Annotated in this window: 11 protein-coding genes; 6 read left to right on the forward strand and 5 right to left on the reverse strand. The window is 68.2% G+C overall.

Annotated features, from left to right (window positions below; translation table 11 throughout):
* Window positions 1–62: 62 nt before the first annotated feature.
* The 3 genes from H0X90_RS01570 to H0X90_RS01580 all read left to right on the forward strand — a co-directional run bounded on the left by H0X90_RS01570 (window position 63) and on the right by H0X90_RS01580 (window position 2,692).
* Complete coding sequence (locus H0X90_RS01570) at window positions 63–1,391, forward strand: MFS transporter (RefSeq protein WP_077189503.1); 1,329 nt, start codon at window positions 63–65, stop codon at window positions 1,389–1,391.
* A 56-nt stretch (window positions 1,392–1,447) separates the two neighbouring features.
* On the forward strand, window positions 1,448–2,350 hold the full coding sequence (locus tag H0X90_RS01575; protein ID WP_077189502.1) for an NAD(P)-dependent oxidoreductase: 903 nt from the start codon (window positions 1,448–1,450) through the stop codon (window positions 2,348–2,350).
* Window positions 2,351–2,458: 108 nt separating this feature from the next.
* A complete protein-coding gene (locus H0X90_RS01580) occupies window positions 2,459–2,692 on the forward strand; it encodes a hypothetical protein (protein ID WP_077189501.1) in 234 nt (77 codons plus the stop codon).
* Window positions 2,693–2,842: 150 nt separating this feature from the next.
* Here the strand turns inward: H0X90_RS01580 and H0X90_RS01585 are convergent, their stop codons facing one another.
* Window positions 2,843–3,736: a LysR substrate-binding domain-containing protein gene (locus H0X90_RS01585; protein WP_077189500.1), complete on the reverse strand. Its 894-nt coding sequence runs from the start codon at window positions 3,734–3,736 to the stop codon at window positions 2,843–2,845.
* A gap of 95 nt (window positions 3,737–3,831) precedes the next feature.
* On the opposite strand from H0X90_RS01585, the gene H0X90_RS01590 reads away from it, so the two are divergent.
* A complete protein-coding gene (locus tag H0X90_RS01590; RefSeq protein ID WP_102898694.1) occupies window positions 3,832–5,028 on the forward strand; it encodes an MFS transporter in 1,197 nt (398 codons plus the stop codon).
* On the opposite strand, the gene H0X90_RS01595 is transcribed toward H0X90_RS01590, so the two are convergent.
* Together H0X90_RS01595 and H0X90_RS01600 are read right to left on the reverse strand one after the other, a co-directional pair.
* Entirely contained in the window at window positions 5,012–6,220 is a 1,209-nt protein-coding gene (locus tag H0X90_RS01595; RefSeq protein ID WP_059723837.1) for an acetyl-CoA carboxylase biotin carboxylase subunit family protein, read from the reverse strand. The genes H0X90_RS01590 and H0X90_RS01595 overlap by 17 nt on opposite strands.
* 37 nt (window positions 6,221–6,257) lie before the next feature.
* The gene (locus tag H0X90_RS01600) at window positions 6,258–7,202 is read right to left on the reverse strand and encodes a hypothetical protein (RefSeq protein WP_006493813.1); all 945 of its coding nucleotides are present in this window, start codon (window positions 7,200–7,202) and stop codon (window positions 6,258–6,260) included.
* A gap of 166 nt (window positions 7,203–7,368) precedes the next feature.
* Between H0X90_RS01600 and H0X90_RS01605 the strand changes: the two genes are divergently transcribed.
* Window positions 7,369–8,244, forward strand: a complete 876-nt coding sequence (locus H0X90_RS01605) for a LysR family transcriptional regulator (protein WP_077189498.1) — start codon at window positions 7,369–7,371, stop codon at window positions 8,242–8,244.
* Window positions 8,245–8,261: 17 nt separating this feature from the next.
* On the opposite strand, the gene H0X90_RS01610 is transcribed toward H0X90_RS01605, so the two are convergent.
* Together H0X90_RS01610 and H0X90_RS01615 are read right to left on the reverse strand one after the other, a co-directional pair.
* The gene (locus H0X90_RS01610; protein WP_048985972.1) at window positions 8,262–9,530 is read right to left on the reverse strand and encodes an ATP-grasp domain-containing protein; all 1,269 of its coding nucleotides are present in this window, start codon (window positions 9,528–9,530) and stop codon (window positions 8,262–8,264) included.
* 51 nt (window positions 9,531–9,581) lie between these two features.
* On the reverse strand, window positions 9,582–11,024 hold the full coding sequence (locus tag H0X90_RS01615; protein ID WP_058903894.1) for an MFS transporter: 1,443 nt from the start codon (window positions 11,022–11,024) through the stop codon (window positions 9,582–9,584).
* Between the two features lie 405 nt (window positions 11,025–11,429).
* Between H0X90_RS01615 and H0X90_RS01620 the strand changes: the two genes are divergently transcribed.
* Window positions 11,430–12,551 (forward strand): TauD/TfdA family dioxygenase, encoded by a 1,122-nt coding sequence (locus tag H0X90_RS01620; protein ID WP_006498081.1) that lies wholly within the window; start codon window positions 11,430–11,432, stop codon window positions 12,549–12,551.
* Window positions 12,552–12,599: the final 48 nt, after the last annotated feature.

A 12,599-nucleotide genomic window follows, 5' to 3' on the forward strand; every position in this document is an offset into this window, starting at 1 on the left:
CGCACACACTTATCTCGACAGCGACTGCACGCGGGGCCATCCATGAACTTTCGGAGACAAACGTGGAAATCGACGCGACCTGCGATCCGGGCGACCTCGCCGCCGCGGCATCGGCGCACGACCTCGCGCAGGAGGACCGGATCTTTCGTCGGCTGGCCGTGCAGATCCTGCCCATCCTGATGTTCGCGTACGTCACTTCGTACATCGACCGCGTGAACGTCAGCTTCGCCAAGCTGCAGATGAGCCAGCACCTGGGCTTTTCGGATGCGGTGTTCGGCTTCGGCGCCGGAATATTCTTTCTGGGCTACGTGATCTTCGAGGTGCCGAGCAACATGCTGCTGGTGCGGGTCGGGCCGCGGCGCTGGATCACGCGGATCGTCGTGTCGTGGGGCATCGTGTCGGGATTGACCGCGTTCGTGTCCACGCCGATGCAGTTCTACGTGATGCGCTTCCTGCTCGGCGTCGCCGAGGCCGGCTTCATCCCGGCCATCGTGCTGTACATGGCGCGTTCGTTCCCGGGGCGGCGGCGCGCGCGGATCCTGTCGATGTTCTACGCGGCGCTGGCGCTGGCCGGCCTGATCGGATCGCCGTTGACCGGCTTCATCCTGCAGTATTTCGACGGGGCGATGCAGATACCGGGCTGGAAATGGATCTTCATTCTCGAGGCGCTGCCGGCATTCCTGGCCGCGCTGTACGTATGGAAAGGCCTCGACGACGACGTCACGCGCAGCGCGCGCTTCTCGCACGCGGAGCGCGCCGTCCTCGCACGCGTACTGGCGGAAGACCGCGCGACGACCGAGTCCGTCGCGCACCGCGGCCTGTTCTCGAGCTGGCTCGTGTGGGCGTTCTGCGTGATCTACTTTCTCGACGTCTTCGCGATTTACGGCTATACGTTCTGGGCGCCGACGATGATCAAGCAGATGGGCATCGGCAGCGATTTCGTGATCGGCCTGCTCGCCGCGCTGCCGAACGCGGTGGCCGTGGTCGTGATGGTCCTGTTCGGGCGCAGCGCGGACCGGCGCGGCGGACGGCGGCTGCACGTCGCCACGCTTTTGCTGATGGGCGCGACGGGGCTCGGGCTGTCGGTCGTCTGGCACGATCAGCTGTGGCTCGGGATGTTCGCGCTTTGCATTGCGAACGCGGGGCTCATCTCGTTTCCGCCGCTGTTCTGGAGCATGCCGACCGCGGCGCTCGGCGCCGCGTCGGTATCGATGGGCATCGCGGTGATCAGCTCGTTCGGCAACCTCGGCGGTTTCTTCGGCCCCTATGCGGTCGGCTACCTGAAGCAGCTGTCCGGCAATCTCGCCGTGCCGCTGTTCCTGATGGTCGGGTGCCTGTTGCTGGGCCTCGTCCTCACGATGCTGCTGCCGGCGCGGCTGGTCGAGCGGTAACGACAATCCGGTTCGCCGCGGCGCAGCGCCGCGGCGCCTTTTTTGACGGGAATGACATGAAACAGCAGATTGGCCTGATCGGCGTGGGTTTGATGGGGCATGGTATTGCGCGCAACGTGCTGAAGCACGGTTATCCGCTCACGGTCGTCGAGCATCCGGGCAACCAGCCGCTCGACGAACTGCTGCAGGGCGGCGTCCGGACCGTGCGGACCGCGCGCGAACTGGCCGCGCAAGCGGACGTCGTCATCCTCTGCGTGACGGGTTCCCCCGAAGTGGAAGCGGTGCTCACCGGCGAGGACGGTGTGTTGGCCGGCCTGAAGGACAACGCGATTGTCGTCGATTGTTCGACCGCGGTTCCCGAGTCGACCGTCCGGATGGCGCGGCTCGTCGAAGCGGCAGGCGGGCGCTTCGTCGATGCGCCGATGACGCGCGGCGCCAGGGAGGCTCACGAGGGCCGGCTGAACCTGCTGGTCGGCGCGACGCCCGGGTTGTTCGCGGAGATCCGGCCGGTGCTCGCGTGCTTCGCCGAAAACATCACGCGCGTCGGCGATGTCGGGGCCGGCCACAGCATGAAGCTTTTGCACAACTATGTTTCGCTCGGGACCATCGCGCTGCTGTCGGAAGCCGTCGCGTGCGCGAAGCGCGCGGGCGTGGACGTCGCGGTGCTCGCCGACGTGCTCGCCAACGGCGGTGGCGGCGGCGCCGCGCTGAACCGGCTGCGTCCGTTCCTGGAGTTCGGCGACACGTCCGCGCTGCCGTTCCATATGGCGAATGCGCTGAAGGATCTGTCGTACTACTCGGCGATGGCCGAAGGCGTCGATGCAGCCCATGCGATCGCGGCGGCCGTCACGGATACGTACCGCGATGCCGTTGCCGGGGCCGGCGCGCATTGTCCGGTGCTGAAACTGACCGATGTGCTGATGGCGGGGCCCACGCGCGACGACGGCGCGTCGCTTTGAGTAGGCGGGCGGTCGTGCGTGCGGGGCAGGATCGCCGGAAAAGATCCGGGAACCCGTTTGTAGCGGGTGCGATGACCGATGACAAAAAGAACGAAATCGATTGCTGCCGTGGTAGCCGTACTGATCTGCGTCGGCCTGTTGCTCATGACCAAGGTGCACCTCGGGTATTACTCGCATGACAAGGCCATTGCCGACGATGCCGAAAAGATCACGATTCAGCGCTTCAACAGCAAGCAGTTCGATGCGATCTACGACAGCTTCGCCGAGAAAGTGAAGCAGGCTATTCCGAGGAAACGGGCCCTGGAAGCCATGCACGCCACCTTTGATCGTTTCGGGACATAGCCCGGTCGATCCGGAAATCGTCCGTGCGCACGCATGCTCCGGCCGCGCGTATGGTGCACCGCTTAGTCGGGTCTCGTAGCGTATGCACATACGTACGACGTCAACGTATGCGTCTCGGATATCGTGGTACGTGCAGCAGGAGCGGGAAGCCTAGTCCGGCGCGACCGACCGGGCGAACTCGACGAATTGCTCGACGCAGGTCGACGAAAACGGTTCGGACCACGTGACGACCAGCTCGAGCACGTGCGGCCTCGCCAGCGGCACGTAAGCGACGCCCGGGCGGTGCAACGTCGACGTGAAGCCGGGCACGATGGCGATGCCGCGTTCCGCCGCCACCAGCGACACCAGTGTCGTGATCTGCGACGCGGTCGGTCCTATCCGCGGCGTCACGCCTTCATGCGCGCACAGATCCTCGAGCGCGGCGTTCAGCGCGGAACCGTACCCGGAAGGGAACGTGACGAAGTTCTCCATCGCGAGTTCGCGGAACGCGATCGTCGCGTTGCCCGCGTATCGGCTCCGGGCCGGCACCGCGGCGACGAGCGGTTCCCGCGACACGACGAGGGAGCGGATGCGCTCGCCGGACGTCGTCGCCGTTGACCAGCCGAAGCCGATGTCCAGCGTGCCGTCGGCGATCTGCTGGCGCTGACTGGCGGTCGATACCTCCCGAAACGCCAACTCGACTTCCGGCATGCTGCGGCTCACGTTGCGGATGATGTCCGAAAACGCGTCGGACATCGGGATGGAGCTTGCATAGCCGATCACGACACGGCCGACCATACCCTGCGCCATCTTGCGCGCGGTCGCCTCCGCCTCGTCGACCGCATGAACGACGGTTCTCGCCTGTTCGAGAAACAGCGCGCCTGCCGGCGTGAGCTGCACCGCGCGCGTGGACCGCTCGAACAGCCGGATGCCGAGGTCGGCTTCCAGCGCGGCGATATGGCGCGTCAAAGGCGGCTGGGCGATACGCAAACGCAACGCCGCGCGTCCGAAGTGCAATTCGTCGGCGACGGTCACGAAATAGCGGAGGCGGCGTAGGTCGAGCATTTTTGTCGTTTCGGTATCAATGGCCACGAAAACAGTATTGGCACGCGTGCCGCCCGCTCGTCAGACTGTCACCCACATCAGAGAGGGCATCACCCGTGGGCAACAGAACCATCCGATTCGCATTTTTCCTGTGCGGGTTCGCGGCATTTATCAATCTTTATTCGACGCAGGGCATCCTGCACGAACTCGCCGCGGCCTTCAACGTGAGCGCCGAACAGGCCGGCCAGGGCATCAGCGCTACTACCTTGGCGGTTGCCATTATCGCTCCGTTCGTCGGTACGCTGGCCGCCCGCTTCGATCGCCGGACGGTCATTTCGTGCGCCGCCGTGGTGTGTGCGCTTCCCGTCCTGTGGTCGGGGCACGCGGCGCACTTTTCATCGTTTCTCGCCGCCCGCTTTGCCGCGGGCATGCTGATGCCGTTCATCTTCGCGATCTCGATCGCCTGTATCGGCGAGATCTTCAGCCACGACGCGGCGACGGAGGTCAGCGCACTGTTCGTCGCCGGTACGACGCTCGGCGGATTCGCCGGGCGCTTCGTGACCAATATCCTGACGTCCGCGTTCGGCTGGCGTCACGCGCTCGATTTCATCGCGTTCCTGTGTCTCGCGACGGGCCTCGCGATCCACGCGTGCCTGCCGAGGTCCGGCGTCGCGCGTCAGGATGGCGATGGCGTGGCGACGCCGCGCCGGAAGCTCTTGACACGCGGCCCGCTGCTGGCGTCGTTTCTGGTCGGCGCATGCGTGCTCGCATCGCAGGTCGCGACGTTCACGTTTGTCGGACTGCGGCTGGCCGGTGCGCCATTTGGCTTCGATACGGTCGAGATCGGCGCGATCTATGCGGTATTTCTCGTCGCGGTGGTCGTCACACCGCTCGCGGGCCGCGTCGCGGCGCAACGCGGCCCGCGCGATCTCGCGCTTGCGGCGACCGGGCTCGCGATCGTCGGTGCATTGCTCACGCTGTCGAGCAGCGTCAGTGCGATCTTGACCGGTCTCGCGCTCAGTTCAACCGCGGTGTTCGTCGAGCAGGCGTCGGCCAATGCGTTCATCTCGCGGGTGGCACGCGGGGCACGATCGACGGCGATCGGCATCTACCTTTCCTTCTATTACCTTGGCGGAAGTCTCGGCTCGGTCCTGCCTGTTCCCGCATGGAATCGCTGGGGCTGGGCGGGCTGCGTCGCGTTCGTCGTTGGCGCACAGGCGATCGCGGGCGCGCTCGTGTTTTTCTTCTGGCGCGGGACGCCGCCTGCCGGCGCAAGCAAATCTCGCTCGCCTGAAGTCAGGCCGACTCGGTAGTCGATTTCAACTCGCCGCGCGCACCCGCCGCTCCCGCGCTGTCCGCGGGATCATACCCGGCCGGCAACGCCACCCGCACATAAAGAAACGCACGCCGCTCCCGATCGGGCAGCACTTGCGGTCCGTAGCTGATCCTGACCGCTCCGTCGTCGATCTCCCCGGCCTGCGCGAAGCGCCACGCGCCGGGATCGCTGTCGAGCAGGAATTCGGCGCGCGCATACGCGTGCGGCTCGAACAGCGCGGGAATCGTCACCGTCCTGCCGTCGAGCTTGTCGAGCAACGCTTCGACCACGTTGAAGCCGTACCCGTCGCGCACGATGTCGCAGATGAAGCTGCCCGCGATACGCGGGTTCAGTTCGATCACGTGCGGCACGCGATCATGCACGATGCAGTCGAGATGCACGGGCCCCCACGTGAGCCCGGCGGCGGCCGTCGCACGCGTGCCGACGTCGATCAGCGCGCGCAGCGTGTCGGCGTCGAGATCGAGTTCGGACGTATAGCCGCGTTCGAGAAAGCCGGCGCCATGCCGCTTCAGCTTGCGCAGCGCGCCGACATAGCGGCCGTCGAAATACTCGACGCAGTATTCGCTGCCGTCCAGGAACTCCTCGATGACGACGCGTTCGGTCGCAAGCGACGGGGCATCGGCCCGCACGGCCGCGAGCGCGTCGAGCTGCGCGCGCACGGCGGCGATGTCCTCGCAGCGGCGCACGCCGTCGCTCGCGGAGCCTTCCGCTGGCTTGACGACGACCGGAAAGCGCAACGGCGCGGCCGCGGCCGCGAGCGCCGCCGGCGCGGCCAGCGTGCCCGCGACGAACTGCGCGGCCGGGATGCCGTGCGCGGCGAGCAGCGCCTTCTGGTTGGACTTCGACACCGCGTGCGCGACGTGCCGTGCATCGGGGCCGGGCAGCCCGAGCGCATCGGCGACCCACGCGGCGGTGCGCGCATAGGTGTCGTGCGCGGTCGTCACGCGCAGCGTGTCGAGTTCGTCCGGATAGCGCGCGCGCAGCCAGCCGGCGAGCTGGCCGGCGTCGGGCGCGAGGTTGACCGTCTCGACGCCGTCCGGAAACACGCCGTCGAGACGATGGCCGGGCGCGGTGACGACGGTCACGGCCACCTGGCGTGCGAGGGCGCCGCGCACCAGCGCGATGCTGCTGCCGGTGGCGCGTGCGCCGATCACGATGAGTCGCTTCATGAGGAATCCTTGATCGAGGGCGGAAGAGGAAAGCCGGCTAGCGTGCGCGCCTGCGCAGGCGCTGGGCTTCGAGGCGCGGCAGCAGATGCTGGACGACGCGCGGCAACGTATAGATCGGCAACTGCGCGCACGCGAACACGAGCGCCATGGTCGGCGTGGCGGCCAGCCCGAGCGCGGCCCACATCAGCCCGACGTTGCGGTTGGCGACGATCAGCGCGACGTTCAGGCGCGTGCGGACGTCGCCGGGCGTGAGCCCGTACGCGACGATCTGGAAACCCGCGTTGACGGCGAACGCAACGGCGATCGCGGCCAGTGCGCGGTGCGGTGCGTCGATGATCGACTGCTGCATGCCGGCCATCGTGCCGAGCGCGAATATCAGCAGCGCGACGACGACGATTGCGTCGATCGGCGTCGCATGGCGTGCGAGCCGCGCGCCGGCAAGGCGGCGCACGAGCAGCGCGACGCCCTCGGCGCTGCCGATCAGCAGCGCGAGCCGCAGCGCGAGGCTCGACGGCGAGATCGACACGGCCGCGTCGTGGCTGAACCACGCGGTCAGCAGCGGTGCGGTCAGCGGCACGAACACCATCGACGCGAGGGTCGCGACGAGCGCGACGCTTGCGTCGAGCGACAGCATCCGTGCGATCGTCGACGTACCGCTCGACGGCGGCGCGCAGTATGCGATCACCAGCGCGACGACCCAGTCGTACGGCAGGCCGGCGAGCCGCGCGGCGATGCCGAGCGCGACCGGGCACGCGATCATCGTCACGGCGGGCAGCAGCAGCGACACGGCCGGCCGCCGCGCGACCGCGCGCACCGCGCTCGGCTCGACCCGCAGCAGCGTGCCGAGCACGAACAGGAACACGGTAACGGGCATCAACGGCCGCGCGAGCGCCGCGAGCGGCGGCACCAGCAGCCCGAGGCCGACGCCGCACGCGAGCACGGTTGGGCCACGCCGCACCAGCGCGGCGATCAGTGCGCGCACGGACGAGCCTCGAGCCGGCGGCGAACGGGGGTGAAGCCGAAGCAGGCAGCGAATGGCATGCGGATTCCTTGAAAAGGGCCGGCCGGCAGGGAATACCCGCTAGGCTAATCCGGATGATTGGCGAAGTAAAATGATATAAACTGAATCAGTAACAAGAGAAACCGATATGAACATCCCTCTGCTCGAAACTTTCCGGGCCGTCGTGCAGGAAGGCAGCGCGTTGCGCGCGGCCGAACGGCTCGGCTGCACGCAATCGAACGTCACGGCGCGGCTGCGCCAGCTCGAAGAGTCGCTCGACGCGCCGCTGTTCGACCGGCACGGCAAGCGGCTGGTGCTGAACGACGCCGGGCGCCGGCTGATGCCGTATTGCGAGCGCATCCTGCGCCTCGTCGACGAAGCGACGCAGGTGGTGCGCGAAACGCCGGTCGCCCGCAGCTTCCGGCTGGGATCGATGGAGAGCACCGCCGCCACGCGGCTGCCGGCGCTGGCCGCCGCGCTGAAGGAGCGCGACCCGGCGCTCGGCCTCGCGGTGCAGATCGGCAGCGAGCCCGATCTGGCCGAGGCGCTGTTGCGCGGCCGGATCGACGCGGCGTTGACCGCCCGCGCGGTTGTCCGGCCCGGGTTGCGTTACGAGCCCGCATTCGCGGAAGACATGGTGCTGGTGAGCGCGGCGACCGTCACGCGCCGGCAGTTGCTGGCCGACAACACGGTGCGCTTGCTCGCGTTTCACGACGGCTGTCCGTATCGCGCGGTCGCGGAACACTGGCTGAAGGCGCGCGGCGTCGCGATCGAGTCGGTGTTGTCGTTCGGCACGTTCGGCGCGATTCTCGGCTGCGTGGCGGCCGGGATGGGTGTCGCGATCCTGCCGAAACGGATCACGACCGAGCACGTGGCGCGCAAGGAACTGCGCACGCACGCGTTCGACGATCTCGACAGCGTGACGACCTATCTCGTCACGCCCGACGAAGCGCCCGCGCTGCCCGAACTCGACGCGTTGCGCGCGGTGCTCGGCCGGCAGGCGGGTGCGCTGCTCGCGCGCTGACGCGGGACGATCCGGCCCTAGGCCGGCGCGACCGCGCGTTCGTCCGCGAAGAAGTCGGCCTCGATTTCGCGAATCCGCCGGCAATCCTCGAGCAGCCGCTCGAAGGTCGGGCTGTACAGGCCGACCGTGCCGAGGGCGGTCTGCAGGTCGGTGGTCACGCGCAGCGTGTCGCCGACCTTGATCCATTGCTTGAGCCCGACGAACGACGGCAGCGCCTGGATCGCCTGCCACGTGAAATCCTGCCGCAGCACGCCGTTGCGCGACGACAGCAGCAGCACGTGCCCGCAGTAGCCGCGAAAATCCGTCGGCGCGGTGATCTCGCCGAACAGCCGTTCCGGATGCAGCACCGCTTCGACGGCGGCCGACACGTGATTCTCGCCGCTGACCGCGCTCGTCAGCCGTGGATCGAGACTGCCGTGCAGCCGCGCGTTCAGCTCGACGATCGTCGGACCGTCGGCCGTATCGAACAGCTCCAGATGGGTCGGCCCGAAGCGCACGTCCAGCGCGTCGAGCACGTCGGCCGCGTAGTCGAGCAGCGGTGCGTAGCGCGGGTCGGCATGGTTCAGCACCAGCATCTTGTCGAGCCGCGGCGCGTGCGTGCGGTCGCGATGCACCTCCCACAAGCTGACCACGCGATGGCGGCCCTCGAACGACACCGAGTCGACGATGTATTCCTGCCCTTCGGAATAGCTCTGGATCACGATGTCGTCGTTCGGCTGGTTGTACAGCGAACGGGTCGCCAGCACGTCGCGCGCGGCGGCCTCGACCTGCGCGAGCGTCCGGCAGATCTTCACGCCGGTCACGCCCGCGCTGCGCGCCGGCTTCACGACGAGCGGCAGCGTGCCCTGCGCGCGCGCCCAAGCGAGCGCTTCGTCGACCGACGTGCTGTGGAAGTGCGCCGGCGCACGCAACCCGGCCGCGCGAATGCGCTCGTTCATCGCGAACTTGTCGCGTCGTGCGGCGGAGGTCGCGAGCGGGTTGCGATAGGGCACGTCGAGCCGCTCGGCGAGCGTGTCGGCCAGCTCGAGCGCCGCGTCGAGGCCGTGCAGCACCGCGCCGATCCGCAGGTCGGCCAGTTGCGCGAGCGTCGCGTCGATGTCGCCGCGATGCTGGACCTGGCGGACGTAGTCGGACGGCACGAACTGGTTCCGGTAGATTGCGGGCAGATCGGGGTCGCTGATCACATGCGCGCAACGGATGCCGTATGCGCGAAACGCGGGGGCCAGATAGGCGGCGGTCGACGCGCCGTCGACGATCAGGACGGTATCGATGAAGCGATGCTGCATGGATTCCTCGCTCGGATGGGGGCGGTTGAAGGACGTCGTGCGGCAGCGCGCTCAGGCCCGCGTGCCGGTAACGGGAGTGTCGCGGGGCCAGCGCACGGCCAGCACGACACAGATCGCGACGAGCACGGCCGCGACGGCGAACGCATGCGCGGCGCCGGCCACGATGGCCGCGCCCTGGCCGGCGACCAGCGCGCCGAGTGCCGCGACGCCGATCGCGGCGCCGACCTGGCGCGCGGTATTGAGAATCGCGGACGCGGTGCCCGAGCGGCCGGCCTCGACGCTGCCGAGCAGCGTCGACGTCAGCGCGGGAATCGCGATGCCGCCGCCGACCGCCATCGCCGCGAGCCCGGGCGCCAGCAGCGCATACGGCGTGTGCGCGGCGAGCGTTTGCCACAGCCACACGTAGCCGGCGAGCGACACGGCGAGCCCGACGATCACGGTCGCGCGAAACCCGTAGCGGACCGCGAGCCGTGCGCTCGCGATATTGGCGAGCATGATGATCGTGAGCGGCGCGAGCGCGAGCCCCGATTCGGTCGCCGTGAAGCCGCGCGCGTTCTGGAAATAGAGGCTGAGCGAGAAGATCAGCCCGTAGAACGCCGCATTCGTGATCGCGCCGATCGCGAGCACGCCCGGCACGCGGGCGATCCGGAAGAACGCGAGCTGCAGCATCGGCGCGGCCACGCGCCGTTCGATCGCGACGAACAGCGCACCGAGTGCGACCGACGCGAGCAGCGCGCCGGCCGCATGCGGGTCGCTTATCCCGTGCGCACCGGCGCGGATGATCCCGCCCGTCAGCAACCCGAGCACGAGTACCGCAACGATCTGGCCGGCCGGATCGAACAGCCGGGTGCGCGCGGCGGCCGAATCCCGCACGTGGCGCAGCGTGAGCCACAGCCCGAGCGCGCAGATCGGCAGGTTGATGAAGAAGATCGCGCGCCAGCCGAGCGAATCGATCAGCAGGCCACCGAGCGTCGGGCCGGCCGCGCTGATCGCGCCGCCCGTCGCGCTCCACCACGCGACGGCTTTCACGCGCGCGGCGGCGTCGTTCGCGCACGCATGCGTGATGAGCGCGAGCGACGTGGGCAGGATCATCGCGGCGCCGACGCCTTGCGCGACCCGCGCGGCGACCAGCGCCGCCAGCGACGGCGCGAGCGCGCAGCCGAGCGACGCGAGCAGGAACAGCGCAAGACCGTACGCGAACAGCCGGCGGCTGCCGAAGCGGTCGGCCAGCGTGCCCGACGTCAGCAGCAGCGCGGCGAACGACAGCGTGTACGCATCGACGATCCACTGCAGCCCATGAACGCTCGATCCGAACGCCTGACCGAGGCTCGGAATCGCGACGTTGACGACGGTCACGTCGAGCTGGACGATCGCGAAGCCCAGGCTCGCGGCCGCGACGGTCGGGAAGATGGCGCGCAGCGACGTACGCGGCGCAGTCGCGGCGGCGGCAGGTGGATGGTCGACGCGGTCGAGCGCCGGGGCGCGATCGTTCATCGCGGCTCCCGGTGCGGGCGGGACGTGTGCGACGTCGGGTGCGGCAGGCGGTATCGATTCATCTGGCGGGTTCCCGTAGGGCGGATAGAGGAAGCCGGCTGCCCGTCGGGCGCCGGCCGCATCGTCGAATCCGACAGAAAACTAGCATCGACCCGTTGGCGAATACAAATAATAAGCAGCGATTTTTTAACAAGTATTCATGTTAAGGGCAGGTGCAAACGACGTGAACCGGTTCCGCCCGGATTGCTGAACTTATATCGATAATTTTCGTTTGCAATCGAATTAATATCATTTCGCAATGCAATGACGGTCTTCTAGTCTTGTCGAGCGCTTCGCCCCGAGGACGGTGGAGCGCGGCGGTGATGCCACGCCGCTCTTCGAACCAGATCTTTATACGAGAGACCTATGACCTATCTCGCAGATGAACGCATCGCTTTGACGGCAGTGGAATCCGCTCATATCCGCACGACGCTCGGCGCGCTCGACTACGACCCGGCCGGCGGCGCCGGTTATATCAGCGCGGTCCGCAAGCTCGCCTACAACGCGTTTCCCGACCGGGTCGTCGACGCATTCGATCGGGCGAAGGCGCCGACCGCCGACGCGCACGGCTCGATCGAGATCGACAACCTGCCGATCGACGACGGCGTGACGGGCAGCCCGCGGTTCGAGGAAACCGGCCGCTCGTTCAAGGCCGGCGTGTTGAGCGAGAACGTGCTGGTCGCGTTGAGCACGCTGGCCGGCGAGCCGTACTCGATCGCGCACGAAGGCCGCGAGCTGGTGAACAACCTGACCCCGCACAAGGCGACCGCGCGCGACTACACGGGCCTGGGGTCCGAGGTCGAGCTCGACTTCCACATCGAGAACGCCGCGCAGGCGCACATGCCGGAAGGCGACACGTCGCCGTTCGCGCTGCTGCTGCTCGGCGTGCGCAGCGAGGCGGGCGGCGGCCCGTACACGCGGCTCGCCGATGCGCGTCGCGCGCTGCAACTGCTGTCGCCGGACGACATTGCGCAACTCTACGGCGAGCACTACATCATCCGCGTGCCGTACCGGTGGCGCGGCGCGGCGCCGACGCCGCGCGACAACACCGACCTGAGCGCCGTGCTGTCGGGGCCGCTCGATGCGCCGCGCGTGACGGTCGCGTTCTATCCGGACATGGTGCTGGCGGTCAACCCGCGCGCGCAGGAAGCGCTGGCCAACCTGTATCGCGCGGTGCGCGAGGTGTCGTTCGGCGTGCAGGTGTCGCCGGGCAAGCTGGTGCTGATCAACAACCACTTCACGCTGCATTCGCGCGACCGCTTCGACCCGCAGTACGACGAGAACGATCGCGCGTTCCGCTGGGTGCAGCGTGTGTTCGTCGCGCGCAGCCTGTGGAATTTCCGTGCGTTCACGCCGCTGCAGGCGCGCGTGTTCGACCCGAAGGCGCTGTATGCGGGCGAGTCGGCGCAGGCGAGGCAGCCGGCGCCCGTCGTGCAACCGGCGCCGCGGCGTGCGGCCGCGGTCGAACTCGAAGCGACGCCTGCATAAAGGAGCCGGGCCGGGCGGCAAGGTACGCGCAACGTCACCGAACCGCCG

This window comes from Burkholderia sp. 9775_39, from assembly GCF_015712225.1.
Lineage (GTDB): Bacteria > Pseudomonadota > Gammaproteobacteria > Burkholderiales > Burkholderiaceae > Burkholderia > Burkholderia cenocepacia.

Coding starts and splice junctions, on each gene's coding strand:
- H0X90_RS01575 (WP_077189502.1), top strand. CDS start 1,448: ATGAAACAGCAGATTGGCCTGATCGGCGTGGGTTTGATGGGGCATGGT.
- H0X90_RS01585 (WP_077189500.1), bottom strand. CDS start 3,736: ATGCTCGACCTACGCCGCCTCCGCTATTTCGTGACCGTCGCCGACGAA.
- H0X90_RS01595 (WP_059723837.1), bottom strand. CDS start 6,220: ATGAAGCGACTCATCGTGATCGGCGCACGCGCCACCGGCAGCAGCATC.
- H0X90_RS01605 (WP_077189498.1), top strand. CDS start 7,369: ATGAACATCCCTCTGCTCGAAACTTTCCGGGCCGTCGTGCAGGAAGGC.
- H0X90_RS01610 (WP_048985972.1), bottom strand. CDS start 9,530: ATGCAGCATCGCTTCATCGATACCGTCCTGATCGTCGACGGCGCGTCG.
- H0X90_RS01615 (WP_058903894.1), bottom strand. CDS start 11,024: ATGAACGATCGCGCCCCGGCGCTCGACCGCGTCGACCATCCACCTGCC.
- H0X90_RS01620 (WP_006498081.1), top strand. CDS start 11,430: ATGACCTATCTCGCAGATGAACGCATCGCTTTGACGGCAGTGGAATCC.